At 67.3% G+C, this 26704-nt stretch carries 24 protein-coding genes; 18 read left to right on the plus strand and 6 right to left on the minus strand.

Annotated elements, in window-relative coordinates:
- The first annotated feature begins 76 nt into the window (after positions 1-76).
- Together SCA01S_RS12055 and SCA01S_RS12060 are read left to right on the plus strand one after the other, a co-directional pair.
- Complete coding sequence (locus SCA01S_RS12055; protein WP_218016402.1) at positions 77-613, plus strand: MarR family winged helix-turn-helix transcriptional regulator; 537 nt, start codon at positions 77-79, stop codon at positions 611-613.
- Entirely contained in the window at positions 610-1029 is a 420-nt protein-coding gene (locus tag SCA01S_RS12060; protein WP_022678563.1) for an acyl-CoA thioesterase, read from the plus strand. Before SCA01S_RS12055 ends, SCA01S_RS12060 begins: the two co-directional genes overlap by 4 nt.
- 51 nt (positions 1030-1080) lie before the next feature.
- Here SCA01S_RS12060 and SCA01S_RS12065 read toward each other — a convergent pair whose 3' ends face one another.
- Positions 1081-2001 carry a fumarylacetoacetate hydrolase family protein gene (locus SCA01S_RS12065; protein WP_062785822.1) on the minus strand — a complete coding sequence of 307 codons (921 nt, stop codon included), beginning with the start codon at positions 1999-2001 and terminating at the stop codon, positions 1081-1083.
- Positions 2002-2029: 28 nt separating this feature from the next.
- Positions 2030-3157, minus strand: a complete 1128-nt coding sequence (locus SCA01S_RS12070; protein WP_062786005.1) for a cupin domain-containing protein — start codon at positions 3155-3157, stop codon at positions 2030-2032.
- Between the two features lie 129 nt (positions 3158-3286).
- Between SCA01S_RS12070 and SCA01S_RS12075 the strand changes: the two genes are divergently transcribed.
- Both SCA01S_RS12075 and SCA01S_RS12080 read left to right on the plus strand, forming a co-directional pair.
- On the plus strand, positions 3287-4264 hold the full coding sequence (locus SCA01S_RS12075) for a carbon-nitrogen hydrolase family protein (protein WP_062785824.1): 978 nt from the start codon (positions 3287-3289) through the stop codon (positions 4262-4264).
- A 5-nt stretch (positions 4265-4269) separates the two neighbouring features.
- Positions 4270-4908, plus strand: a complete 639-nt coding sequence (locus SCA01S_RS12080) for a flavin reductase family protein (RefSeq protein WP_062785826.1) — start codon at positions 4270-4272, stop codon at positions 4906-4908.
- Positions 4909-4919: 11 nt separating this feature from the next.
- On the opposite strand, the gene SCA01S_RS12085 is transcribed toward SCA01S_RS12080, so the two are convergent.
- Positions 4920-6407, minus strand: coding sequence for a serine hydrolase domain-containing protein (locus SCA01S_RS12085; RefSeq protein ID WP_245652549.1), 1488 nt, complete (start codon positions 6405-6407; stop codon positions 4920-4922).
- 102 nt (positions 6408-6509) lie between these two features.
- Positions 6510-7883 (minus strand): hypothetical protein, encoded by a 1374-nt coding sequence (locus SCA01S_RS12090; RefSeq protein ID WP_062785830.1) that lies wholly within the window; start codon positions 7881-7883, stop codon positions 6510-6512.
- 332 nt (positions 7884-8215) lie between these two features.
- Here SCA01S_RS12090 and SCA01S_RS12095 point away from each other — a divergent pair, with 332 nt between their 5' ends.
- The 6 genes from SCA01S_RS12095 (at position 8216) to SCA01S_RS12120 (ending at position 15277) form a co-directional block, all read left to right on the plus strand.
- Positions 8216-8596, plus strand: coding sequence for a DUF6152 family protein (locus tag SCA01S_RS12095; protein WP_062785832.1), 381 nt, complete (start codon positions 8216-8218; stop codon positions 8594-8596).
- An 89-nt stretch (positions 8597-8685) separates the two neighbouring features.
- Positions 8686-9492: a hypothetical protein gene (locus tag SCA01S_RS12100; RefSeq protein ID WP_062785834.1), complete on the plus strand. Its 807-nt coding sequence runs from the start codon at positions 8686-8688 to the stop codon at positions 9490-9492.
- A gap of 75 nt (positions 9493-9567) precedes the next feature.
- Entirely contained in the window at positions 9568-10887 is a 1320-nt protein-coding gene (locus tag SCA01S_RS12105) for a glycoside hydrolase family 183 protein (RefSeq protein WP_218016403.1), read from the plus strand.
- Between the two features lie 81 nt (positions 10888-10968).
- A complete protein-coding gene (locus SCA01S_RS12110) occupies positions 10969-13143 on the plus strand; it encodes a thiamine pyrophosphate-dependent enzyme (protein ID WP_062785836.1) in 2175 nt (724 codons plus the stop codon).
- Positions 13143-14711 (plus strand): indolepyruvate oxidoreductase subunit beta family protein, encoded by a 1569-nt coding sequence (locus SCA01S_RS12115; protein ID WP_062786011.1) that lies wholly within the window; start codon positions 13143-13145, stop codon positions 14709-14711. The genes SCA01S_RS12110 and SCA01S_RS12115 overlap by 1 nt, the downstream gene beginning before the upstream one ends.
- A 116-nt stretch (positions 14712-14827) precedes the next feature.
- Complete coding sequence (locus SCA01S_RS12120; RefSeq protein WP_062785838.1) at positions 14828-15277, plus strand: MarR family winged helix-turn-helix transcriptional regulator; 450 nt, start codon at positions 14828-14830, stop codon at positions 15275-15277.
- A gap of 28 nt (positions 15278-15305) precedes the next feature.
- Here the strand turns inward: SCA01S_RS12120 and SCA01S_RS12125 are convergent, their stop codons facing one another.
- The gene (locus tag SCA01S_RS12125; RefSeq protein ID WP_084390980.1) at positions 15306-16415 is read right to left on the minus strand and encodes an AraC family transcriptional regulator; all 1110 of its coding nucleotides are present in this window, start codon (positions 16413-16415) and stop codon (positions 15306-15308) included.
- Between the two features lie 135 nt (positions 16416-16550).
- On the opposite strand from SCA01S_RS12125, the gene SCA01S_RS12130 reads away from it, so the two are divergent.
- From SCA01S_RS12130 to SCA01S_RS12160, 7 genes are all read left to right on the plus strand, one after another.
- Positions 16551-17738 carry an ornithine cyclodeaminase family protein gene (locus SCA01S_RS12130; RefSeq protein ID WP_245652537.1) on the plus strand — a complete coding sequence of 396 codons (1188 nt, stop codon included), beginning with the start codon at positions 16551-16553 and terminating at the stop codon, positions 17736-17738.
- A 67-nt stretch (positions 17739-17805) separates the two neighbouring features.
- On the plus strand, positions 17806-18228 hold the full coding sequence (locus SCA01S_RS12135; RefSeq protein ID WP_022678547.1) for a Rid family hydrolase: 423 nt from the start codon (positions 17806-17808) through the stop codon (positions 18226-18228).
- A gap of 35 nt (positions 18229-18263) precedes the next feature.
- Positions 18264-19535 (plus strand): NAD(P)/FAD-dependent oxidoreductase, encoded by a 1272-nt coding sequence (locus SCA01S_RS12140; RefSeq protein WP_245652538.1) that lies wholly within the window; start codon positions 18264-18266, stop codon positions 19533-19535.
- A gap of 40 nt (positions 19536-19575) precedes the next feature.
- Positions 19576-21219 carry an AMP-binding protein gene (locus tag SCA01S_RS12145; RefSeq protein ID WP_062785842.1) on the plus strand — a complete coding sequence of 548 codons (1644 nt, stop codon included), beginning with the start codon at positions 19576-19578 and terminating at the stop codon, positions 21217-21219.
- Positions 21216-22397: a thiolase family protein gene (locus SCA01S_RS12150; protein WP_062785844.1), complete on the plus strand. Its 1182-nt coding sequence runs from the start codon at positions 21216-21218 to the stop codon at positions 22395-22397. The genes SCA01S_RS12145 and SCA01S_RS12150 overlap by 4 nt, the downstream gene beginning before the upstream one ends.
- Positions 22394-23650 (plus strand): SDR family oxidoreductase, encoded by a 1257-nt coding sequence (locus SCA01S_RS12155; protein WP_062785846.1) that lies wholly within the window; start codon positions 22394-22396, stop codon positions 23648-23650. Before SCA01S_RS12150 ends, SCA01S_RS12155 begins: the two co-directional genes overlap by 4 nt.
- Positions 23647-24429 carry a cyclase family protein gene (locus SCA01S_RS12160; protein WP_062785848.1) on the plus strand — a complete coding sequence of 261 codons (783 nt, stop codon included), beginning with the start codon at positions 23647-23649 and terminating at the stop codon, positions 24427-24429. Before SCA01S_RS12155 ends, SCA01S_RS12160 begins: the two co-directional genes overlap by 4 nt.
- A gap of 26 nt (positions 24430-24455) precedes the next feature.
- On the opposite strand, the gene SCA01S_RS12165 is transcribed toward SCA01S_RS12160, so the two are convergent.
- A complete protein-coding gene (locus tag SCA01S_RS12165) occupies positions 24456-25022 on the minus strand; it encodes a Cif family virulence factor (RefSeq protein WP_157088957.1) in 567 nt (188 codons plus the stop codon).
- Positions 25023-25228: 206 nt separating this feature from the next.
- On the opposite strand from SCA01S_RS12165, the gene SCA01S_RS12170 reads away from it, so the two are divergent.
- Positions 25229-26683, plus strand: coding sequence for an APC family permease (locus tag SCA01S_RS12170; RefSeq protein WP_062785852.1), 1455 nt, complete (start codon positions 25229-25231; stop codon positions 26681-26683).
- Positions 26684-26704 lie beyond the last annotated feature (21 nt).

Below are 26704 nucleotides of genomic sequence, written 5' to 3' on the forward strand. Positions count from 1 at the left end.
ACCCAGCCGGTTGGCACACATGATCCACTTGGCGGCTTGGCCTTTATGCTTTAAGCCTAAAGAAAGAGGAGATCTGATGCCAACCCCTGCCCCGGGCAACGAGCCGCCCGCAGTCACCGCCACCGACAATCTGACCGCCGCCGGCGGCCCCGCGACACGCGCCCCATTGCCCGGCGCCGGATCAGCCACGCTTCGCATGTGGGTGCGCCTGCTCGCCTGCGCCAAGATTGGCGAGAAGCAGTTGCGCCGCAAGTTCGATGAGCAGTTCGATACCACCCTGCCCCGCTTCGACGTGCTCGCCGCCCTCGATCGCGTGCCCGAGGGCCTGAGCATGAGTGCGTTGTCGCGCGCGCTGCTAGTCTCCAACGGCAACGTGACCGCAATCGTGCGCCAGTTGCAAGCCCAGGGCTTGGTCGCCTCGCGCATAGACCCGCACGACGCACGTTCGGCGATCGTCTCGCTCACGCCCGCCGGCCAGCGCCAGTTCGATACCCTCGCCACAGCGCACCACGCCTGGATCGCCGCGATGCTGCGCGATGTCCCGGCCGAGCGGGTAGACCAGCTCGTGCGCAGCCTTGGCGAATTGCGCGCCATCCTGGAAGAGCGGACATGACCCGTTTCACCACCACTGCCCTCGTCCGCTTCGCACATGTCGATGCGGCCGGGATCGTCTTCTACCCGCGCTATTTCGAGATGCTCAACGGCGCGGTGGAGGACTGGTGCGCCCAGGGCCTCGGGGCCGATTTTCGTGCACTGCACGACATCCGCGGGATCGGCGTGCCCACCGTAGGTCTCGAGGCCGAATTCCACAGCCCCAGTCGGCTCGGCGACATGCTCGATATCGCGCTGGTCCCGCTCCATGTCGGGCGCAGCAGCTGCCGGCTAGAGCTGACGTTCTCGTGCGGCGGCGAAACGCGCCTCATTGCCCGCGTCACGCTGGTGTGCACCGACCTTGCCGCGATGCGCAGCACGCCGTGGCCTGACGATATCCGCGCGCGCATGACCGGGACAGCTCCGGTTGCTGCCTGATCTGGCCGCGCCCCGCTTTGTACAGGCGGGGCGCGGACTGATGCGGCCATGTCAGGCTGCTACCACCGGGTGGCGCAACGTGCCGATCCCTTCGACGCAGGCAACGATGGTGTCGCCCGGCCAGACCCATTCCTGTGGATCACGGCCCGCCCCCACACCCGCAGGCGTTCCGGTGGCGATGATATCGCCGGGCTCGAGCGTGATGCCCTGGCTGATGTCCGCCACCAGTTCGTCTACCTTGAACAGCATGTAGGCAGTGTTGCTGCGCTGCTTTTCCACACCGTTGACAGTCAGCCACAGGTCGAGCGTCTGCGGATCGGGAATCTCGTCGGCGGTCACGACCACGGGACCCATCGGGCAGTAGGTATCCTGCCCCTTGGAATAGATCCACTGCCCGGCACGGCGGCAGTCGCGCGCGCTCATGTCGATGCACACGGTATAGCCGAACACGTGGGCCAGCGCGTCATCGCGCCGCACGCGGCGGGCGGTGGTGCCAATGATCGCGGCCAGTTCCACTTCCCAGTCGAGTTGACGGGTGATCGCAGCGTCATGGCGGATAGGCTCGTCCGGCCCGATCACGCTGGTAGGCGGCTTGGAGAAGATCACTGGCTGGCGCGGCAGGTCGGCGGAGGTATCAAGCGAGCGCGCGCTTTCGGCGACGTGTTCGGTATAGTTGAGGCCGATGCCGAACACGTTCTTGCGCGGACGGGGGATCGGCGCGAGCAGACGCACATTGGCCAGTGGCAGCGCGGTGCCCAGCGGGAAGAGGTCGCCTTGCTCGGCAATCAGCGCCGTGATCGTAGTGATCGCGCCAGGACCGAGGTCGATCAGATCAAGCATGCGCGAGGGTAGATCCACTCCGCGCGCCGCGCCAAAGCGGGCGAGATCGAGCACCAATGTCGCTTCGGCACCCACCAGGACGCCAAGGCGCGCTTCGGCTTCCGCCGTAGCGCGGTAGGTAACCAGTCGCATTGCAATTCCTTCCAGGGTTCGGTTCGTATCAGGCGATGAGGGGTTGGTGGCCGCCGTTGTCTCCGAAGGCCTCTTCGCGATAGAGGCCCAGAGCACGCATCACCGGCAGGTCGTGGAATGCGAAGAGGCAGGCGTCCTCACGATCAGAGGCGTTGGCATGTTCGTGGTACATCCAGGCGGGCACCACGAAAATGTCGCGCTCCTTCCAGTCGAACCGTCGGCCGTTGATGATCGACCAGCCGCTGCCTTTGCAGCACTGGTAGACGAAGCTGCCCGTCTGGCGATGCGCGCGCGTGCGCTCGCCGGGACGAAGCATCTGCATGTGCGCACCAATGGTCATCATCACCGGACCACCGGTGTCGGGATTGACGTATTCCATCAGCACCCCGTCAAAAGGAGAACCTTCGGTCACCGCGGCATAGCGCTGCAACGCCTCGTAGGTGGGTGCCCATTCGTACTTGAGCAGCGGCGAATAGCGTTTTTCCCAGGTAGATCCCCAGGGCCTGAGCCCGGGGTTGCCCCAGGTATGGACCGAGGCATCGACCGGGTAGCGCATCGCCTGGGACAAGTCGGGGTGCACCTCGTAGAAGTTTGCCTCGAGCGCGTTCATCAGCGGGATGTCGAGCCCATCCTGCCAGATACACACGCTGCCATCCTCGGCCACGCCATGTTCGTGCCAGGTCCCGTTGGGCGTCAGCACGAAGTCGTTTGCGTCCAGCGTCATCTTCTGCCCGTCGACGTTGGTGAACGCGCCAGTGCCCTCCATGATGAAGCGCAGCGCCGAGGCGCTGTGGCGGTGCGACGACGCGCATTCGCCCGGCTTCATGACCTGCAACCCCGAATAGAGCCAACCGACGGCGGCGACCACATCCTGACGCCCGGGATTTTCCAGATAGATCACCCGACGCCCCGCCTGCTCAGGAGTAACGAGATCGAGCGCTCGCAGCACATCGGCGCGCAGATCTTGGTAACGCCACAGCATGGGTTGCGAGGTCGAGGCAGGCTCCCACGGCTCGATCTTGTTGGCCACCGTCCACAGCGCGCCTGTACCCAGCGTCGCGAGCCGGCGGTAGTAGGCCACCAGCTCGGGGGTGTCTGCCACGTTAGCGCGGCCGATCCGATCCTCGCGATAGCTGTCGTATGCCTTGGTAGTCACCGCACTCTCCATCGCGCCAACGAGGCCCAGGCCTCGCCCACAAATTTATTATAGGCTTAAAATATCTTGCTTCGGCGGCGCTGGCAAGCCATCAGTTGCAGCGCAATGCCACCTGCCGAGGAGCCCCGCATGACAAAGCCGTTTCGCGCCGCCGTGGTCCAGGCCGCCGCCGTTCCCGATGATTCGCTGGCCTCGGCCGAACGCGCGGCCGCGCGGGTGCGGCAAGCAGCCGCCCAAGGCGCGCGGCTGGTCGTCTTTCCCGAGGCATTCATCGGCGGCTATCCCAAAGGGGCCACTTTCGGCGCGCCCGTGGGCCTGCGCCGGCCCGAGGGACGCGAGGATTACCGCCGCTATCACGCCAACGCGATTGCGCTCGATGGCCCCGAGGTCGCACTTCTCGCCGAGGCAGTGCGCGAGACGGGTGCCTTCGTGGTGATCGGCGTGATCGAGCGCGACGGCGGCACCGTCTATTGCACCGCGCTGTTCCTCGACGGCGAACGCGGGTTGGTGGGCAAGCACCGCAAGCTCATGCCGACGGGCGCCGAACGCCTGATCTGGGGCTTTGGCGACGGCTCGACGCTGCCGGTGATCGACACGCCGCTCGGCCGGATCGGCGCAGTCATCTGCTGGGAAAACTACATGCCGATGCTGCGCATGGCGATGTACGGCCAGGGCGTAACGCTCTACTGCGCCCCCACGGCCGATGACCGCGATACCTGGCCAGCCTCGATGCAGCACATCGCGCTGGAGGGCCGCGCTTACGTGCTCTCGGCCTGCCAGCACATTACGCGCGGTGCCTACCCGGCCGATTTCGACTGTACGCTGGGCAACGCCCCCGAAACCGTGCTGTTGCGCGGCGGTTCGATGATCGTCTCGCCGCTGGGCGGCGTGCTCGCCGGGCCCGACTATACGCCCGATACCATCCTTTATGCCGACATCGATCCCGACGAGGTGATCCGCGGCAAGTTCGATTTCGACGTGGCCGGGCATTACGCCCGCCCCGACGTGTTCTCGCTGCATGTCGATGCAACCGCGCGGCAGCCGGTCCGCTTCGACACCGGGCCCGCCAACGAGCGCGCCGATTCAACCACTTTGCCAGGGGCTTGACGCCGATGCAGTTCGATTTCACCAATCTCGACGCGCCCTCCCGCTACAAGCTGATGGCCGCCACGATCACCCCGCGCCCGATCGCCTGGCTCACCACGCAATCTCCGCAAGGCGTGCGCAACGCCGCCCCCTACAGTTTCTTCAACATGATGGGTGCGGCACCGCCTCTGGTCGCGATCGGCCTGATGCGCCGCCCCGATGGCACGCACAAGGACAGCGCACACAACATCCTCACCACGCGCGAATTCGTGGTCAATCTGGTGGCCGAACACGATGCCGCAGCAATGAACTTCACCTGCATCGACGCCCCGCCCGACTGTGACGAGTTGGCCGCGGCAGGCGTTGCCGTCGCCGCCAGCACCGCGATTGCCCCACCGCGGATCGCCAGCGCACCGGTGTCGATGGAATGCCGGCTGTTCCAGGCGATCGAGGCGGGTACATCGACAATCGTGCTGGGCGAAGTGGTGCGCTTTCACGTCCGCGACGACCTCGTCGATCCCGCGCGGCTCCATGTAAATACACTGGCGATGAACCTTATCGCGCGCATGCATGGCGGCGGCTGGTATGCCCGATCGACCGACCTGCTGCAGCTCGAACGCCCGATCTGGGCGGAATGGCAGGGCATGCTGCACGCGGGTGGCTAGGCCCGGATCTGTCAGAGCGGCGCGTCCCACGCCGCGACGGGCGTGATCGCCAGGTCCGTGATGCGATCGTCCGCCGTTGTCGCCAGCGTCACATCGACAATTCCGCCGGCATAGCGCGCGCGATAGCGCCAGGCCGGACCGCCGCAGGCACTGGTGTGCGCGAAGGGCGCGAGCGCCTCCAGCCGGCCAAGCGGCGCTACCACCCCGGCATATTGCCCCACCATCTCCTTGAGATCGAGCGCGGCATAGTGGGCGAAGGCAGCGGGCTCCACGCGGTTTTCCGCAATGGCGCCCAGCACTTTGCGCACCCGCGCGTTCATCGCCGCCACCGGCGCGGTCGCCCGGTCGGGCAGCGGCTCTGCCTTTGGCCGGGCCAGCGCCGGCACGGTAAGCGCGGCGATCAGGCGTGCCAGCGTCTCGGCGTCGGCGCCCTCGCCGTTGGCGAGTACCGCCACGGTCAGACCTTGCGCACCATAGCGGATGGCAAATGTCTGGAAACCCTGCCAGCTGCCGCCATGCCACCAGGTGCGCCCATCGACATACCAGCCCAGGCCATAGCCACAGGTTGCGCCACCGGGCAGGCGTGCGGCCTCGCCCATTTGCGCCCACGACCGCGGCGACAGCACGGCGCCCCGACTCATCGCCGCAGCCCAGGCGGCATAGTCCAACGCCGACAGGTAAAGCGAGCCATCGGCGGTGGAATTGGCTGCGGCAGAGATCCATTCGGCGTTGCGCAACTGTCCGTCGCGGCGCTCGTAGCCGGCGGCGCGGCCAGGGATGATCGCCAGTTCGTCGATCCCACGCGCACGCGTCATGCCCGCAGGGGCAAAGACTTCTTGGGCAAGGTAGGCGGCATAGGGCCGCCCGGTGATCCGCCGGATCGCCTGACCCAGCACCACGTAATCGACATAGCCAAACCGCCAGCGCGTGCCGGCGGCGAAGTTGAGATCTTCGTGCGCGATGATGTCGAGCATCTGCGCATCGGTATATTCTACGCGGAAATCACCGTTGGGCGTCGCCGGCAACCCGGAGGTGTGGGACAGCATCTGCCGCACTGTGACAGGCTGCCAGCGCGCGGGCAGTTCGGGCAGGATTGCCCGGATCGATCGGTCAAGATCGAGGCGGCCCTGTTCGGCCAGCCGCAGCACGCCGGCCGCGGTGAACTGCATGCCCAGCGCCCCGGTCTTGAACAGCGTATCGGCATGCACTGGCACGCCATGTTCAAGGTTGGCGATACCGAAGCCCTCGACTCGCAGCGGCACTCCGTCCTTGACGATGGCGATGGCGATGCCGGGCACGTCGCCACGCGCGCGTTCGGCCTCCACCGCGCGCGCCACCGGGTCGTCGGCGGCCGGAGGGGTGGCGAACGTCTCGGCACGGCTTGGCCGGACGATCGCCAACGCCGCAACCGCCGCGACCAGCACCAGCAGCGCCGGGATGGTGGAAGAGTGCGTCTTGAAACGAACGGGCCTTTGCCCGCGAAACAGGGTCTGGTTCATGCTGCCCACGATGCCCGCGGGCCACGGCGGGCCCAATGGCGCAATCGGCCTCGAACGCGGCGAATGCGGCCGCGCCCGATCTGGTGGCCATGCCGTGTCGTTTCAGTGTACCTGGGCCGCAGTGGCCGCGATCGGGTGATACTCGGGCGCAGGGGCGGCGTTGTCCCAGATGCCCTGCGATCGGGTGGGGCGATCGACCACCAGACTCGCGCCCAGGTTGGCATTGCCCAGCGTGCGCACCTGGAACAGCGCCTCGAACCCGCCGCCACACCCGATCCGTCCCCGCCGCAGGCCGCGTAGCCGCCCTGTATCGGTGGCAAGATCCGCCATCTCGCGCAGGCCTGGATCGCGCAGCGCGGCGATCACCAGCACGGTATTACCCGCCGGGCCGGGCAGGCAGGCAAGGTAGCCATAATCGCGCCGCGCGATGCGTTGGTCGCGCAGTTCCAATCCGTCGCTGTGATAGGGCTTGCCGCCCTGCGCATCGACCAAGCTGTCGAGCCCGGCATCAAGGCGAAAGCCCGAGGCCTGCGCCAGCGGATCGCGCAGCAGCGCGCCAATGCCGCTCAACTGCCCGACATAGACCACGTCGGAAACCTTGAGCACGTCGGGCGTCAGCTGCGAGGCAGCGATCAGGCGGATCGGGCGCTGGGCGAAGGCCGGGTCGCGCAGCAACGCCGCACGGATCGTGGCCGCTGCCGTCATCGTAGCGCTGGTAACATAGTGCTGATCGCGGTCTGTCACGGCGCTGGCAGTCTGGGGGTTGAGCATCTGGAAAATGATCAGATCCTCGCGCGTGGGGACGGCGCGATCCCAAACCAAGCGCGCCGGCATGCCCGAAGCGGGGGTTTCGGCGAAGAAGTAATAGTCTCCCATCACCACGGTGATCGGTCGCGATGCCCCGGCCAACGCCGACCATGGCGCGGTGCCGTCGAGCCTGTCACCCGCCCCGCGCTGCCAGCGCACCACCAGCGCGCTGCCCAGCACGAGAGCGACCACGGCCAGGACGGCGACGAGGGCTATCACCCAGGGTCGCGTCGGGCCGGTGCCGGGCGGTACAACCGGCGGCTGTGCGGTGATCGCGCCTTGATGCTGTGCAGGCGTTGCGGCATCGACCAACATCAGGCGATAGGTGCCTACCGGCAAGTGCAGCCTAGGGCCCGGCTCGTGGGCAAACTCGGCCTCGATCAGGCGACGCAGACGGTGGACATAGACCCGCACGTTGGCGTCGGGGCGATGCGCTGCACTGCGTCCATCGGCAAAGACCTCCGCAGCGATCTGCGCCTCGGACGGGGCGGCGGCATCGCGTGCCCGCGCCGCCAGATGGTCGAACAGCGCAAGCAGCTTGTCCGATCGGCTGCGTTCGAGTGCATCGCGCATCCGTGCCACTGCCACGCCGAAGCCGGTATCGCTGCCGTCACCGACGGCATCTTCGCACCCGCCGTTGGGCGGCGCTGCGGGCGAATCGGGTGGCATATCTGGGGGCGGAATCGCTGGCACAGGCCTCTCAACAAAAATGCAACAATGCATGCTCAATTACGCGTGTTGTTTCGATTTGGAAATGACTTCGCGCGAATTCTGGAGTCCATTGCGCGCCGGTCATACCGATCCGCCAGCCCCAGAATGCAGTGCTTGTAACGGTTTCACAACAGTAATCCCGTCGCGCGAGCCGTCACTGTCCGCCAGCGTTGCATTACCGGTTGCACGGTTGCCGAAACGCGGGCGGACAAGGGCTGAACCAGCCGAATGCACACCGCCGCCCGGCAGCCCCGCCCAGCGCCCAGACGCCACACAAGAGGAGCTTACCCATGATCCGGATCAGCAAGACGGCCGCCGCTCTCGTCGGCATCGTCACCCTGGCCCTCGCCACCCCGGCTGTTGCCCACCATTCCTTCGCGATGTTCGACCAGACCCGGATCGATACCAAGCGCGGCGCCACCGTTGCCGAGTTTCGCTTTACCAACCCGCATTCCTTCGTGGTGGTCAATGTCAACGAGGGCGGCGCCGTCACGCGCTATGCGCTCGAATGCAGCAGCGTGAACATGATGAGCAAGGTCGGCTGGAAGTTCAACACGCTCAAGACTGGCGACAAGGTGGACATCGCCTTCTACCCGCTTCGCAATGGCAAGCCCGGCGGTATGCTCAAGACCATCAAGGTCGCCGACGGGCGCACGCTGAGCGGCTGGTAAGGCCGGCACGGCTGTCGAGACGACCACAGCGCCCACACCAAAAATGCCAACGACGCGGCGCATGTGATGCGCCGCGCAGGGAGATCACTATGCACCTGCGCCCCTCCATCCTATTGGCCGCCTGCGCCGCCGCGCTGATCGCCGGCAGTGCCACTGCGGCACCGGCCCATGCAAGCCGCCCTGCTCCGGCAAAACCTGCCGCCGCCAACGCGCAGCCCGACATCAGCGGCGTGTGGGAGCTCTATCCCGATCCCTTCGCCGGCGACGAGAACACGTTCCGTGAATTGCCGGTGCCCGGCGACGGGCCGAAACTGCGCGAACCCTATGCCAGCCAATGGAAGGCCCAGCGCGCCAAGCGCGATGCCGCGCTCAAGGCGGGCAAGCCGCTGGTCGATCCCAGCACGCAGTGCCTGCCCGAAGGCATGCCGGCGATCATGGGCGCGATCTTTCCGCTCGAAATTCTCCAGACGCCGGGCCGGGTCACAGTGCTCGCCGAATTTCTCACCCAGACCCGACGCATCTACCTTGGCCGCCAGCAGCCCGCGCTCGATGACATCAATCCCTCGTTCTATGGTCTTGCCACCGGCCGCTGGGAGGGTGACACACTTGTCGTGACCACGCGTGGGGTGAAGGAGGACGTGCGGTTCTTCGAGATACCGCACAGTGCCGAGATGACGATCACCGAGCGCATCCGTCGCACTGGTCCCAACCTCATGGAAGACCAGATCACCATCGATGATCCCAAGATGCTGATCGAGCCCTATCGCTTCACCTATGGCTACAGGCGCAACCCCACCTACGAGATGCAGGAATACTTCTGCGACCGCGAGGACCCGCTGTTCAAGGTGACCAGCGACGGCACGGTCGAGATGAAGGACACCGACGAGATCAAGTAGGCCGTCGCGGGTCTGCACCGCCGGGCCGGTCGCGCGCGGCTGGCCCGGATTTCCATGGCGGAGGAGCCCGAGACGATGAGCGACCGGCGCACGTTCCTGCAAGGATCGCTGGCGAGCCTGGCCACCGGCATGGCCGGCATGCCCACGCCGGCCAGTGCGAACCCGGCGCACCGCCAGGTCATCGGCGCGGTACGGCGCGAGGACACGATCGTGCGCCTCGGTGGCCTGGGCGACGGCTACAAGATGACGCTGCGCCCTGACGGCACGCAGCTCGTCGTCGTCAATGATGGGCCGGGCTGGAATGATCCGCCCACCACCTTCTACAACACCCGGCTGTGGACCGTTTCGGGCAACCCGCCCGCGCCGCGCTTCGCCATGCTGCCGGGCTATCCCGATCTCGATCGCGACGCCCGGCCCGACGCGCCACGCTATTATGGCCACGGCGTGATCCAGGTCGGGCCGCGAATCTATCAGTTCGTCGCCACGCACGATGCCGCCCAGGATCGCCCGCAGCGCTGGCGCGGGGCCAAGCTAATCCTGTCGGACGACGGCGGCACAACCTGGCGGAACCGCGACGGCACTACCCCCGTGGTGTGGGAGGACTGGGCCGAGCAGCGACGCGGGCGCTTCACTTTTTTCGACGAGCCCGACGGTGCGCTTTCGCTGCTGACCTTCCTCCAGCAGATGCGCGGGCAGCCCGCCGCTCCCGGTGGTTGGCTCACGCTCTATGGGCTCGATGGCAACACCGATGGGTGGATGAACCATCTGCTATTGCTGCGCGTGCCGGTCGATGCCGTGACCGATCGCGCCGCCTACCGCTTCTTTGCGGGTCGGGACGCCATGGGCCAGCCAATCTGGTCGGCCGACATTGCCGCCCGCCGCCCGGTGCACCGCTTTCCGCGCGGCTGGGTCAACCATGCCAACCTCTTCCCCGGCGACCTCGTGGTCGAAAGCTGGCTGCCCAGCGTAGTCTACAACGCCCCACTCGGGTTCTACATGATGGCGAGCGCGGGCATTGGCGTGGGGGCCGACGGAACAGAGTTTGGCAAGCCCAGCTATTTCGGGCTGTGGGTATCCCCCTCACCCTGGGGACCATGGCGCCAGATCCACGAGGAGGCAGCCTGGTCCCCACGCGGAGACCAGCACGCGCGCGCCTATGCCCCGCAGATCGCGCCGGGCTGGATCGCAGCCGATGGGCGCTCTTTCTGGCTGGTTTGGTCAGACCTTCGCGGCATCCGCGCCTTTGGGCATGACGAGGCGCTGCTCGATGCCGCCCTTGCCAAGGCCAGTACACCTGCCGAGCGCGCGACGATCGAGACCCGCTTCCTGCAACAGTACATGCCAGGCTTCTCGTTCAACGCCCAACGCGTCGATCTGCGCCTCGCCCCAGCCTGACGGGCGGCGGTCGTGCACATCACACCGATTGACCTGCTCTCCATATAAATGTATGCGCATGCATATATATGGAGAGCAGGAATGGCCGAGCGTTCGTTTGCACGTGAAGTGGAGCATCTGCGGCTGGGGGCGGGCGAGGAATTTCGTGGGGAAGCGATCCTCGCGATTACCAAGGGCCTGCTCCAGGCGGGCGTAGCCTATGTTGGCGGCTATCAGGGCTCGCCGATCTCTCACCTCATGGACGTCCTCGCCGATGCGCAGGACATCCTTGGCGAGTTGGGCGTGAACTTCCAAAGCTCGGCCAACGAATCCACCGCTGCGGCCATGCTCTCGGCCTCGGTGATGTACCCCTTGCGCGGCGCGGTGGCGTGGAAATCGACCGTGGGCACCAACGTCGCGTCCGACGCGCTCGCCAACCTGGCCTCAGGCGGCATCACTGGCGGCGCCATGGTCATCATCGGTGAAGACTACGGTGAAGGTTCCTCGATCATGCAGGAACGCACCCACGCATTCGCGATGAAATCGCAAATGTGGCTGCTCGACCCGCGCCCCGACCATGCCTGCATCGTCGACCTGATCGAGAAGGGCTTCCAACTGTCCGAGGCGTCGAACACCCCGGTCATGCTCGAGGTACGCGTGCGCACGTGCCACATGCATGGTACCTTTGTGTGCAAGGACAACGTGGCCCCCGCCTTCACGCTCGAGGATGCGCTCGCCCATCCCCAGCGCGATCTCGACCGGATCGTGCTGCCTCCGGCGGCCTATGCCCACGAACACGAGAAGATCGCGCAGCGCCTGCCAGCCGCGATCGCGTTTGTGCGCGACAATCGCCTCAACGAGTGGTTCGGCCCTGAGGACGATTCAGACGGGGCGCCGCCGGTGGGGATCGTGCTGCAAGGTGGCATGTACAACAACGTGATCCGCGCATTGCAGTACCTCGGGCTTTCCGATGCCTATGGCAACACGCGGGTGCCGCTCTACGTACTCAACGTCACCTATCCACTGATAGACAGCGAGATCGTTGCCTTTGCCAATGGCAAGAAGGCGATCCTGATGGTCGAGGAAGGGCAGCCCGATTATCTCGAGCAGGCGGTCAACACCATCGCCAATCGCCAAGGCCTGACCACCCGCGTGCGCGGCAAGGACGTGCTGCCGATGGCAGGGGACTATTCGGTGCAGGCGATCCTTGCGGGCATTGACGCATTCCTTGCAACCGAGGCACCACGCCTGCTGGGCAATCGCCCGCCGTTGCCCGATGCACGCCCTGCCCTCGACCTGCCGGTCGTGGCCCGCTTGCGCGAGACGGTGCCGGCGCGTCCGCCAGGATTGTGCACCGGCTGCCCGGAGCGCCCCATCTTCGCCGCAATGAAGCTGGTCGACCAGGAACGCGGCGCGCACCACGTCTCGGCCGACATCGGCTGCCACCTGTTCTCGATCCTGCCGCCATTCAACATCGGCAACACCACGATGGGGTTCGGCCTCGGCGGCGCCTCGGCCGCAGCGTTCGGACGCAAGACCACGGGCAAGCGTTCGATCGCGGTGATGGGAGACGGTGGCTTCTGGCACAACGGCCTGACCAGCGGGATCGGCAACGCGGTGTTCAACAAGCACGACGGCGTGTTCGTGATCGTCGACAATTTCTATTCCTCGGCCACCGGGGGGCAGGACATCCTCTCGTCGCGCGCCAGCAACGCCAGCCGCAAGACCAACAACCCGATCGCCAAAGCCGTCGCGGGCATTGGCGCCACGTGGATACGCGAGGTCGATCGCACCTACGACGTCGGCCGGATGAAGGCAGTACTGACCGAGGCGCTGACCACCCCAGAGGAAGGCCCCAAGGTCATCATCGCCAGTTCCGAATGCATGCTCAACAAGCAGCGCCGGGTGAAACCGCAGGTCGCCAAGGCGATTAGGAGCGGCACGCGTGTGGTCAAGGAGCGCTTCGGCGTCGATGAGGACATATGCACCGGCGACCACGCCTGCATTCGCCTGTCAGGCTGCCCATCGCTGTCGGTCAAACAACTGGACGATCCGCTGCGCGATGATCCGGTGGTCACGATCGACAACACGTGTGTGGGCTGCGGCAACTGCGGCGAAGTGTCCGAGGCCGCGGTGCTGTGCCCCTCGTTCTATCGCGCCGACGTGATCCACAACCCAACCTGGTGGGACCGCGCCCGCGCGCGTGTCGCCATGGGCCTTATCACCTACCTCCAGGCGCGCCGCGACCGTGCGCGTCCCCTTGCCGGAGCCGCATGATGCCGACCGAAATTCTGCGCCTGCCGCTTGCCCCCGCCGGTGACGCCACCGAACGCCCCATCGCCATCGCCATCGTTGCCATGGGCGGCCAGGGCGGTGGCGTGCTGACGGGCTGGATTGTCGCGCTGGCCGAGGCGGCGGGCTGGGTGGCGCAATCCACCTCGGTGCCCGGTGTGGCGCAGCGCACCGGCGCCACGATCTATTATGTCGAGATGATGCCTATGCGTGGTGGTCGCAAGCCGGTGCTGGCGCAGATGCCCACGCCGGGCGATGTCGACGTGGTGCTGGCGTCGGAATTCATGGAGGCGGGCCGCTCGATCCTGCGCGGCATCGTCACCCCGGGGCGCACCACGCTGATCGCCTCGGACCACCGCGCGCTGTCGATCGGCGAGAAAAGCGCGCCGGGCGACGGCATCGCCGACAGCGGCGTGGTCCACGAGGCGATCGGTGCCACCACGCGTGCGCGCATCGTCTTCGACATGAACGCGCTCGCCGTCGCCAACGGCAGCGTCATTTCCTCCGCGCTGTTCGGCGCGCTGGCGGGCAGCGGCGTACTGCCCTTCGCGCGCGAGGCCTATCACGCGGTGATTGCCGCCGATGGCAAGGGCGTGGCCGCCTCGATCCGCACGTTCGATGCAGCGTTTGCCCGCGCTGCCGGGGAAGAGGCAACGTCCCCAGCTTTGGCAGTCGCCAGCCGAGAACCCGCGCCCGTTGACGCGCACTGCGGCCCGCTTGCGTCACGGCTGATCGAGCGGCTGCCTCCCGGCGTTCACGCGATGGCGCGCGCCGGCCTCGCCAAGGTGGTGGACTTCCAGGACCCTGCCTATGGACGCGACTATTGCGAGCTGCTCGAGCAGCTCCACACCGTGGACCTTGCCGCCGGAGGAGCAGAGCGCGACCATGCCTTCACCCGCGAGGCGGCCAAATATCTCGCCCAGGCCATGGCCTATGATGACATCGTGCGCGTCGCCGATCTCAAGACACGCAGTGGCCGCCATGCCCGCATCGCCGCCGAAGCGAATGCCGCGCCAGGCACGCTGCTCCACACCACCGAATACATGCACCCGCGGCTGGAAGAGGTCGCCGGCATCCTGCCAGCCCCGCTGGCCGACTGGCTGACGCGCCGCCCCCGGCTCTTCCGCGCGATCGACCGGCGCATCAGCAAGGGCCGGCGCGTGCGCACCTATTCGGTCGGGTGGTTCCTTACGCTCTATGCGGTCGCCGGCCTCAGGCGGCTGCGACGCAGCTCGCTGCGCCACCGTCAGGAAGTGGCGCACCGCGACGCGTGGCTGGCGCTGGCCACGCGGCTGGTGGCAATCGACTATGCACTGGGGGTCGAGGTGCTACGCTGCCGCCGCCTGGTAAAAGGCTATTCCGACACCCACGCGCGCGGACTGTCCAAGTTTGACCGCGTGATCGCCACGATCGAGACCCTCGCCGGGCGCGATGACGCGGCCGACTGGGCCCGCCGCCTGCGTGAGACCGCAGTGCGCGATGGCGAGGACAAGGATCTCGACGGGCTGATCCGCACGATCGCCTCGTTCATGGGAGCTGCCGTAGCGGCATGAGCCGGCTTGCCTGCGCCGCCCGGGTCGCGATAATGACCGGCGACCATGACTGAAGCGCCCGCCCATTCACCCCCTGCCCGATCTGTAGCGCTCGGCCGGATCACTGTGGCGCTGGCATGAGCCTTCCCACCCGCCCCGAAGACCTCGAGGCCAATCTTGGCTATGCGATCAACCGCCTCGCCAACCTGGGCCAGGCCGCACAGGCCCGGCGTCTGGCTGCCAGCGGGCTCAGCCTCGTGCTGGTGCGTACGCTCTCGGTGCTGCACATCGAGGACGGCCTCACCATCAACGAAATCGCCGCGCGCACCTTTGCCGACCAGTCCACCGCCAGCCGCACCGTAGAGGCGATGGTAGCGGCGGGCCTGGTCGACCGGCGCACCCCGCCGGGCGACCAGCGCCGGCGCGAGATCGTGCTTACCCCCGCCGGCCGCGCCGCACTCGTGGCGGCTTGGCCGCGCATGGAAGAGCATGCCGCAACCCTGGCGCGAAACATCACCGCGGCCGACCTCGAAACATGCCGCCGCGTGCTCGCTGCGATGACCGCCAACCTGCGCAGCGAGGACTGAGCGGCCAGCAACCGCCCGCGCCTGTCCCTTACCCCTCTTCATCCCGGCGCAGGAAGCGACCCGGTGAAACCCCCGTCCATTCCTTGAACGCGCGCGAGAAAGCGGCGGTATCGGCGTAGCCGAGCTGTTCGGCCGCGACGGTCAACGAGATACCCGACTTGCCCAGCATCGTCTGCGCGCGGGCCTGGCGGGCTTGTTGCAGCAGGTCGCGGAACGAGGTGCCTTCCTCGGCCAGGCGGCGGCGCAGCGAGCGTTCCGACAGCTTCATCTCCGCCGCAACCGACGCGCAATCGACGTGGGTTCGGCCCAGCCAGCGCCCGATGATGTCGCGCGTCAACTCAACGAAACTTTCTGCCGGGGTCGCCTCGGGGCCCATCAAAGCCAGCAAGTGCCATTCGAGGATGGTGCGCAGCTTGCGGTCCTCGGCCGGCACGGCGCTCGGCAGCGGGCGATCAAGGTCTTCGTTGCGCAGCACCAGCGCGTTGGTCACCTGGTTGCCACTCACCGGTGCGCGAAAGGCCTGCGCCAGCGCGGCCTCGCGTCCTGTCACCGCGTGCTCCAGGTGCACCGCAACGGGTGTCCACCGCGCGTGGGTGAGCTGGCGGATGAGAGTCACGTAGCTTGCCAGGGCAAACTCGGCATCCTGCACGCGCGGCCAGATCGCCGAGTCCTCGATGCGGTAGCTATAGGTGGTGGTCTCGGCGTCGCGGCGGCTATCGAACAGCGTGCGCGTCTGCAGGCGCGACTGGAACAACACGAGGTAATCGAGCGCGCCGCGCAACGAGCCGGCCGCGCGCAGCAGCGCGTAGAACGGGCCAAGGTCGGCAAGCCCAAAGGCCGCGCCCATCGCCAGCCCCAGCGCCGGCCGATCGAAGCGCGCGGCCGCCGCCTCGAGCAGGGCAACATAGCGGTGCAAAGGCACGGTTTCGTAGGGTGTCTCAAGCTGGGCGCGGAACATGCCGTGTTCGCGCAGCAGCGGGTCGATGCGCTTGCCCACGTCCTCCAACGCGGTGAACAGCGCCGTCAGGAACAGCAGGCGGATGGTGGCCTGGCCAGCGCGGCCGGCGATATCGGGCGGAAGGCCTGCAGCGGCATGATCGGCCGCAAGGCCGGACGGGGGAAGATCGGGGTCTGCCATCACGGGGCGCATGTGTGTGGCCGATTCTGCAATGCGTCAATCCCCGCCTGCAATTGTCGCAAGGCCCGCGCTCGACCAGACCGTCAGCATCCTGGCGCACCACGCCGGCACCCAAGCAAACGATGGGAAATCTGCGTGCCTGACCTGTTCACCGACACCCTCACGGCGGCGGCCGCCCCATCCGCCACGCCAGCTCTGCCGCGTGTCGATTTCCTCTATCTGTCCGAACCCGACATGATCCGCGCCGGGGTGACCGACATGCCCGCCTGCGTCGATGCGATGGAAGAGATGTTCCACCTGCTGCACCATGGCGACTATCGCATGGCCGGTGGCAACAACAACCAACACGGCGCGGTGATCGTCTTTCCCGAGGATTCGCCCTTTCCCGCGATGCCCAAGCCCACCACCGACCGCCGCTTCATGGCGATGCCGGCCTATCTTGGCGGCCGCTTCGGCACGGCGGGGATGAAATGGTATGGCTCCAACATCGCCAACCGCGAAAAGGGCCTGCCGCGCTCGATCCTCACGTTCGTGCTCAATGATGCCGATACTGGCGCCCCGCTGGCCTACATGTCGGCCAACCTGCTCTCGGCCTACCGCACCGGTGCGATCCCCGGCGTGGGCGCGCGTCACCTCGCCCGGCCGGATTCGCGCGTGGTCGGCATCGTCGGGCCCGGCGTGATGGCACGCACCTCGCTCGAGGCGTTCATGGCTACCTGCCCGGCAATCGACACGGTCAAGATCAAGGGGCGCGGCGAGGCCAACCTGGCGGCATTCCGCACCTGGGCCGAGGCGCGCTTCCCGCAGCTTTCGGTGCGTGTGGTCGCCACCGATGAAGAAGTCGTGCGCGAGTCCGACATCGCGACGTTCTGCGCCTCGGTGCCGACCGGCGATCCCGCCCGCTATCCCACAGTGCGGCGCGAATGGGTCAGCCCGGGCACGTTCCTGTCGATGCCTGCGCCGTGCAGCATCGATGCCGGCATGGAAGCGCCCGAGATCCGCAAGGTGCTCGATTTCACCGGGCTTTACGAGGCTTACCGCGAGGAACTGCCGCGCCCGATGCACCGCATCATCCCGGCGGTAGGCGTGCGCTGGTTTGACCTCGTCGATGAAGGCCGGGTCGCGGCCACGTCGCTCGAAGATCTCAGCGCGATCGTAGCAGGCGCAGCGCCCGGCCGGCGCGATGCCGACGAAATCATCATGCTCTCCATCGGCGGCATGGCGGTGGAGGACGTGGCCTGGGGAACGCACGTCTATCGCCGCGCGCTGGCCCAGGGAATCGGCACGCGCCTGACCCTGTGGGACGAACCCGTCCTGCGCTGAGACCAGGCAGCGCTCAAAACCGCCGCCCCCCGTCCCCCTGAAATCCTCCTCCCGCGAAAGACATTCCATGCCCGACGTCATCAAGCTCAAGACCGGCAACAAGTTCGAGGAGCACGGCAGCTATTCCCGCCTCGTGGCCGTAGGCGATCTGATTTTCGTGTCCAATACCGCCGGACGCAACCCGCAGACCAAGGAAATCCCGGCGAACCTGGCCGATCAGACCAACCAGGTGCTCGACAACATCGCCGCCGCGCTCGCTGCGGTCGATGCCTGCCTCGAAGACGTGGTCGCCGCGCGGGTCTTCGTGCAGTTTCCCAAGGACGTGCTGGCAGTGATGACCGCCTATGGCGCGCGCATGCGCGGCATCAACCCTACGCTGACGATGACCTGCCCGCCGCTTGGCGCGGCTGAATACAAGGTGGAGATCGAGGTCACCGCCTGGCGCGGCGCGTCGAAGGGCGCGGTGCGCGAACTGCAGATCAGTCTCTGAGCGGACCAACAGCGATGGGCCCCGCAATAACCCCCGTGACGACATCGGAGCGCTTTCCCGGCAGCACATCGGTCGTGGTGATCGGCGGCGGTATCGTCGGCCTGTCCACCGCGCTGACGCTGGCCGAGCGCGGCGTGCCGGTGGTGGTGCTGGAGAAGGGCAGCATCGCCGGCGAGCAATCGTCGCGCAACCTTGGCTGGGTGCGCAAGGTCATGCGCGCAGTGCCCGATCTGCCGATGGCCATCGCCGCCGAGCGGATGTGGCAGCAGATGCCCGCGCGCGTGGGCGAGGATTGTGGCTTTCGGCAGGCCGGGATCACCTATGTCGCGCGGACCGATGCGGAATTGGCCGCCTACGAGGGCTGGCTCAAAGCCGTGCGCGGCGCGGGTCTGGACAGCCGGATGCTGACCGGGGCCGAAGTAGCGCAGGCGATCCCCGGCAGTACCGGGCGCTGGGCCGGCGGCATCGCGACCCCGTCCGACGCCCGCGCCGAACCGACGCTCGCATCCAGCGCGATCGCGCGCGCAGCCCTGACGCATGGTGCCGTGATCGTGGAAAACTGCGCCGTGCGCACGCTGGAGACCAGTGCCGGCGCGGTGCGCGGCGTGGTGACCGAGCGTGGCGCGATTGCCTGCGACCATGTCGTACTGGCAGGCGGCGTGTGGTCGCGCCGTTTCCTCGCCAATCATGGTGTGCGCCTGCTGACCTTGCCGCTGGTGGCGTCGGTGTTGCGCACCGCGCCAATGGACGGGCCGACCGACAGCGCGGTCGGCGCGGCTGACTTCTCGTTCCGCAAGCGGCTCGACGGGGGCTATACCATCACGCAGCGCGGCGCGCTGTTCGCTCCGCTGACGCTCGACCACCTGCTGATCGGCATGAAGTACCTGCCTACGCTGATCGCGCAGTGGAAAAACCTGCGCCTATCGTTCGGGCGAGACTTCTTCGCCGATTTCGCCCTGCCCCGGCGCTGGCGCGCCGACGCTGTCTCGCCGTTCGAGCGGCTGCGCACGATCGATCCGCCAGTCAACCAGGCGCTCAACGCAGAAGCCATGCGCAACCTTGTTGCGGCATGGCCTATCTTTGCCAACGCACGCGTGGCGCAGGCATGGGGCGGGATGATCGATGTGACGCCGGACTCGCTGCCGGTGATCGACAATGTCGCGCAACTGCCCGGCCTGACACTGGCCACCGGCTTTTCCGGGCACGGCTTCGGCACCGGCCCAGCGGCGGGCCGCCTCGCCGCAGACCTCGCCATGGGCGAGACGCCGTTCCTCGATCCCACCCCCTACCGTCTCGAGCGATTCTGATGGCCAGCCCGCAACCCCGCACGCCGCACAGGACAACGCCGTGAGCAAAGAGACCGTCTTTTCGCGCTTTTCCGCCGCGGCGACGCGCTGGTTCGACAAGCCCTTTCTCAACGTGCTGCCCGAAACGGCGCATATCTACGGCATCGCGGCTGGCGAGATCACCTACGCGACGATGCTCGATCGCGTGCTGCGCCGCCAGGTCGCGCTGGCCGCCGCCGGCTTCGGCACAAGCACGCGCGTGGGGCTGCTGCTCGACAACCGGCCCGACTTTATCGAGCTGTTCCTCGCAACCAACAGCCTTGGCGCGTCGATCGTGCCGATCAACCCCGACTTGCGCCAGGCCGAACTCGAATATCTCATCACACACTCGGGCATGAGCGCCGCTTTCGTCGTCCCCGGTCGCCACGCCGACGTTGCGCGCGCCGCGCTGGCGGTGGGCAGCCCGATGGTCCCCGTCACCCCCGACGCGCCCGTCCGTCCATTGCTGCCACTGGTGCAACTGCCGGCCGATCCCGATTCCGCGCGCGAGGCGGCGCTGCTCTATACCTCTGGCACGACCGGGCAACCCAAGGGCTGCGTTCTGCCCAACAGCTACTTCCTGCATTCGGGCGACTGGTATCGGGACACTGGCGGCCTCATCGCGCTGCACGCCGGCGCAGAGCGGATGCTTACACCGCTGCCCATGTTCCACATGAACGCCTTGGCCGTCTCGCTGATGGCGATGATCACGCTGGGCGGCTGCCTCACCGTGCTCGACCGCTTCCATCCCTCGACCTGGTGGGATTCGGTGCGGCGCAGCCGCGCCACCTGCCTGCACTACCTGGGCGTGATGCCGGCGATGCTGATGAAGGCACCCGATAGCCCGGCCGACCGCGAACATAGTGTGCGCTTCGGCTTCGGTGCCGGGGCGCCAGCTGCCCTGCACGGCGCGTTCGAGCAGCGCTTCGGCTTCCCGCTGATCGAGGCTTGGGCGATGACCGAGACGGGCAGCGGCGGCGTGATCAGCGCGCACCGCGAGCCGCGCAAGGTGGGCACCGCGTGCTTCGGCCGGCCCGATTCCAGCCTCGAGATCCGCATCGTCGACGACGCCGGCGACGATGTCGATATCGACGCACCAGGCGAACTGCTGGTGCGCCGCGCTGGGCCCGATCCCGCTTATGGGTTCTTCCGCGAATACCTCGCCAACCCTGCGGCCACTGCCGAGGCCTGGGTCGGGGGGTGGTTCCACACCGGCGATATCGTCGCGCGCGACGCCGACGGTGACCTGCATTTCGTCGATCGCAAGAAAAACGTGATCCGCCGCTCGGGGGAGAACATCGCGGCGGTGGAGGTCGAGACGATCCTTGCGCGCAATCCCCACGTGCGCCAGGTGGCGGTGGCCGCCACGCCCGACCCGGTGCGCGGCGACGAGGTGGCCGCGCTGATCGTGCTCGATGCCCCTGCCCGCGCCGGGACAGACAAGACCGAACAGCTGCCCACCGAGCACCTTGCACGCGATATCGCCACCTGGGCACTGGGTCAGATGGCCTACTACAAGGTGCCGGGCTGGATCGGCTTCGTCGATGCGCTGCCGCGCACGCCGACCGAAAAGATTCTGCGTGCCGCCCTCAAGGAGGAAGTGGGCGCGCACATGGCGCGTGGCGCGTTCTTCGATACCCGCGCGCTCAAGAGGCGGCAGGGATGAGCAGCTCCACCAAACGCTCGCGCATGGCCTACGACGGCGTGGTGGTGGCCGCCCCCATCACCGTGCCCTATCAGCGCTTTTCGAGCGAGCCGGCTCACGGCTGGGCCGGCGCGGCGCTGCGCGCGCTGGCGCGGGAAACAGCGCTCGGCCCGCGTGATCTCGACGGTTTCAGTTTCTCGAGTTTCTCGGCCGGCCCGGATACCGCCGTCGGCCTCGTCCAGCATCTCGGCCTCATGCCACGCTGGCTCGACCATGTACCCACCGGCGGGGCGAGCGGGGTCATGGCACTGCGCCGCGCCGCGCGCGCGGTGCAGTGCGGCGATGCCGCCATCGTCGCCTGCGTCGCGGCTGATACCAACCAGATCGACAGCTTCCGCCACACCCTCGCCACGTTTTCGCGCTTTTCGCAGGATGCTGTGTATCCCTATGGCTTTGGCGGCCCGAACGCGACGTTCGCGCTGATCACGCAGGCCTACATGCACGAACACGGCGTTACGCGCGCCGATTTCGGCCGCATCTGCCTCGCCCAGCGCGCCAATGCCGGCTCGAACCCACTGGCGTTGCAACGCAACCCGCTCGACCTTGAAACCTACCTCGCCGCGCGCCCGATCGCCGATCCGGTGCACCTGTTCGATTGCGTGATGCCCTGCGCCGGCGCCGAAGCCTTCGTCGTCACCACCCCAGAAATCGCTGCCGCGCGCGGCTGGCCGGCGGCGCGGATCATGGCCACGATCGAGCGCCACAATGCCTATCCCGACGATCTGGTGCAGCGGCGTGGCGGCTGGGCGATGGATGTCGACGAGTTGTGGGCGATGGCCGGGATCGGGCCCGGGGATATCGACTGCCTTCAGGCTTATGACGACTATCCGGTGATCGTGGCGATGCAACTGGAGGACCTCGGTTTCTGCCCGCCGGGCACGATTGCGCGCTTCCTGCGCGAGACGCACTTCGGCATCGACGGCACGCTGCCACTCAACACCAACGGCGGGCAGCTTTCCGCAGGGCAGGCGGGCGCTGCGGGCGGGTACCAGAACCTGACCGAGGGCCTGCGCCAGATCCTGCACTGCCCGCTCGGCGCGCAGGTGCCCGGTGCCCGGCGTGCGGCAATATCGGGCTTTGGGCTGGTCAATTATGATCGCGGCGTGTGCACCGCCGCTGCCGTGATCGAGGCGCTATGACGACGCCGCGCAATCCGCTGCCGCCGCCCGCACCGCGCGATCCGCTGGCGCGGCCGCAATTGCATCCCGTAGCGCCGGGCGCGCGCAGCCGCGCGATGCAGGCGATGGCCGCACGGGCCGCGCAGGGCCGCTTCGTGCTTCAGGCCTGCACCGTATGCGGTACAGCGACCTATCCCCCACGCGACGCCTGCCCACGGTGCTGGGGCACACTGGCCTGGCATGACCAGCCGACCGGCGGACGCGTGCTTGCCAACACCGTGATCCGCGTTTCGACCGATCCCTATTTCCGCGATCGTCTGCCTTGGCACATGGGCTCGATCCAGCTCGATGCCGGCCCGGTCGTGCTCGCGCACCTTGCACGGGGGCTGGAGCCCGGCGCGCGCGTCACGATGCGGCTGATGCTCGATCGTGGCGGCAATGCTGCGCTGTTCGCCCTTCCCAGCGATGCCGCACACCCGCCACAGCCGGAACAAGGAGCCACCATCATGTCCGCCGATCCCCAGGGACGCACCTTCGTGGTGCCGGTGGCAGGGGCAACTGTCCTTGTCAGCGATGCCCGCCAGCCGGTTGGCCGCGCGCTGGTCGGCGCACTTGCCGCCGCTGGCGCGCGCCTGGTGGTCGCCGGCCTGCCCGGCCCCGCGCCGATGCGTGATGCGCACGATCCCGTCCTGGGCCTGCCCGGGGTCCAGCCGCTTCCACTCGATGTGACCGATCCTGTCTCGGTTGCCGAGACGATAAGCCGGATCGGCGGTCCGCTCGACATCGTCATCAACACCGCGCGCCATGTGCGCGCCGGGGGGGTGAGCCACGACGGCAATCTCCTGGGCCACCACCGCGCGCTCGAGGTTTCGGCAATGGGGCTCGCGCGCCTGGCGCAGGCGACGGCGCCAATCCTTGCCGGCCGGCCCAGCGGCGCGTTTCTCGATGTGCTGTCGGTCAAGGCGCTGGCGGGCGATGCCGGCCATGCTGGATTTGCCGCCGCCGAGGCTGCGCGCCTCTCGCTGCTGCAAAGTTTCCGCCACGAGATGCGCAGCACCGGCGTGCGCGTCCTGGAAGTGTTCACCGGGCCGACCGACGATGCCGACCACCAAGCGCTGCCCCCGCCCAAGGTAGCGCCCGCGCGCCTTGCCGCCGCCGTGCTCGACGCGCTGGCGCAGGGGCGCGAGCAAACCTGCGTGGGCGAGGTGGCGCGTGAGGCAATGCGCCGCTGGCTCGACGATCCGGCCCTCTTTGCCAGGGAGACCCAACCATGACGTCGCTGCTTACCGATCTTGTCGCACAGCTTGCGAGCGGGGCGATCCGCGTGGTCGATCTGGCCAATACCCTGTCGTCCGATTTCCCGGTGATCGTATTGCCGTCCGAGTTCGGGCAATGCGAGCCGTTCCGGATGGAGACGGTCTCCCGCTACGATGCGGACGGGCCGGCTTGGTACTGGAACCGGATCACCATGAACGAGCACACTGGCACGCATTTCGATGCGCCGGCGCACTGGATCACCGGGCGCGACGTACCGCATGGCACGGTCGACGCAGTCGCGCCGCGCGATTTCGTCTATCCCGCTGTAGTGATCGATATCAGCGCCGAGGCCGCCGCCGACGCCGACTTCGTGGTGACACGCGCCTTCCTCGAGGATTGGGAGGCCCGACACGGCGCTATCCCGCCGCGCCATTGGATCCTGCTGCGCAGCGACTGGTCCAAGCGTGTGGGCACCCTCGCCTATCTCAACCTGCAGGATGATGGCGCGCATTCGCCTGGCCCCGATGCCGATGCGATGCGCTTCCTCGTCCACGCGCGCGACTGCGTGGGCCTGGGCGTGGAGACGGTCGGCACCGATGCCGGGCAGGCCAGCCACTTTGCCGAACCGCTGCCCGCCCATTCGATCCTCCACGGCAATGGCCGTTTCGGGCTACAGTGCCTGACCAACCTCGACCAGTTGCCGACTTTCGGCAGCGTGATCGTGGCCGCCCCGCTCAAGATCAAGGGCGGCTCGGGCAGCCCACTGCGCGTCATCGCGCTGATGCCGGAGGCATGAGCGGGAGGCGAACCCGCCCGCTGCCTTCAATAGTCGAAGTCAAGCTCGGGGCGTGACCAGGCCCAGCCGGTGATGCGCCAGCCAGCGGCTTCCTTGTGCAGCGCCACGGTGAACGTGGCGTCGACCTCGGCACCTTGCTGGCCGCCGAGGGTATACCGGAAGTCGGCCGGGACGACGACGTAGGCGCGATCCCCCGTCACGTCGACACGGCGGGGCTTGCGCAGCGTGTTGACGCCCTTGGTCAGCCCGATGGCGGCATTGTGCGCGGTGAGCGCAGCCAGCCAGTGGGCGCAGGTATCGGCGCCGTGCCACTCGTACGGTGCAAACTCGTCGACAATAGCGGCTTCGCGTGCGCAGCTGGCGATGACGCCGGCGTTGTCGCCTCGGTTAAGGCTGTCAACATAGTGGTGCACGGTCTGCATCACGGCGGCGGCGACAGCCGGATCAGGCGCCGTTTCCGCGGCAGGGGTTGATGCCGCAACGGTGGTATCTGCTGCCTGCGCGGGCACGGCGGCCAGCACGAGCGCGAGTGCTGCAAGCGCGGCGGCCCGGGCTGATTTCCGGCGCGTGAACGTCGGCGTCATGGTCGTCATCGGCGGGGCTTCCCTGATCATGGTCGTGATCGGCACAGGCTTGCCCAATGCTGCCTTGCTGGCAAGCAGGCAGGCCCTGTGCACCGGGGGCCTGGCCGAAAATACAAGGTATCCCGGCGCAAGTGCAATACCGTGTGGTGGCAAACCTGCCAGTGTTGCATCATCGGGTGCTGGCGATGCACCCCGCCCCCCACAATCGAGCATTCATGCACAAATCCGACCAAGACGCCGCCGCCGAGCCCGGCCTGTTCTCCGGCATGTTGGGGACCGGCGACATCATTTTCATGATCCTCGCCTGCGCCGCACCGATGGGTGTGCTGGCCGGAATTATCCCCCTCGCCTTCGCCTTTGGCAACGGCGCCGGGATGCCCGGCGCGCAACTCGCGATGTGTGCGGTCATGCTGCTGTTCGCGGTGGGGTATGTGCGGATCATCCCGCACGTGCGCAATGCCGGCGCGTTCTATGCCTATATTGCCGCCAGCCTCAACAAGGAGGCCGGCATCGCTGCGGCCTATACGGCAGTGGTTGCCTATACCTGTGCCGCCGCCTCGGTGCTGGGAGCGATGAGCTATTTCGCAACTGACGTGTTCGCCACGCTGACCGGCATCGCCACCTCGTGGGTGCTATGGGCGGCCGCCAGCATCGCAGCGATCGCCTGGCTCGGGTATCACAGGATCACGATGGCGGCCAAGGTGCTGACCGCGGCACTGCTGCTCGAGGTAGGGCTCATCGCCGTGATCGACGCGCTGATCCTGTGGCAACGCGGCTGGGCCGGGCTCGATTTCGGCAGCTTTGCCCCCGCTACGATCTTTGCGCCCGGCCTTGGCATCGCCGTCATCTATGCCATCAACGGCTGCATCGGTTTTGAAGCAACGGCGATCTATCAGGAAGAAGCGCGCAACCGCGCCGTGACCATCCCGCGCGCTACCTATGGCGCAGTGCTGGTACTGGGCACCTTCTACGTGCTGTCGTCGTGGTGCCTGGTGCTGGCGGTAGGCCCGGCACAGATCAAGGCAGTGGCAGCTGCCGATCCCGGCCACCTCGTCTCGGGCATCGCGTTTCGCACGCTCGGCCAATTCGGGCGTGACGCGCTCAGCCTCTTGACGATCACCAGCCTGTTCGCCGCCGCACTGGGCTTCTTCAACAACATCGCGCGCTACTTTTTCGCTCTCTCGCGCGATGGGCTGATCCCCGCCGTGCTCGGCCGCGTCCACCCGCGCCACGGCTCACCCTACATGGCCTGCCTCGCGCTCGCCGGGATACTCGCGTTGGTGATCGCGCTGTTCGCCTTGGCCGGGCTCGATCCGCTGCTCTCGCTCGCCACCAGTCTGTCGTCGATGGGTGCAGTGGGTCTCGAGATCCTGCTCACCGCCACCTCGCTGGCGATCCCGCTGTTCTTCGCGCGGCGCGGCGAATATTCCGCGGGCAAGACCCTGGCGCCGCTACTGAGCGGGGTGATCATCGCGGTGGCGACGTGGCTGTCGCTGGCCAACTACGCCACGCTGACCGGCACCACGTTGCCGGTGATCAACCGCCTGCCGCTGCTGTTCATCGCCATCGCCGCCGCAGGCCTCGCCCATGGCACCCACCTCCGGCGCTGCCGCCCGGCGATTTATGCCGGCGTCGGGTCCACCCACGTCGAAGGCCCGGTTGGCGAATGACCGTGCCCCTCTTCTCCGTTC

It is taken from the genome of Novosphingobium capsulatum NBRC 12533, assembly GCF_001598375.1.
Classification (GTDB): Bacteria; Pseudomonadota; Alphaproteobacteria; order Sphingomonadales; family Sphingomonadaceae; genus Novosphingobium; species Novosphingobium capsulatum.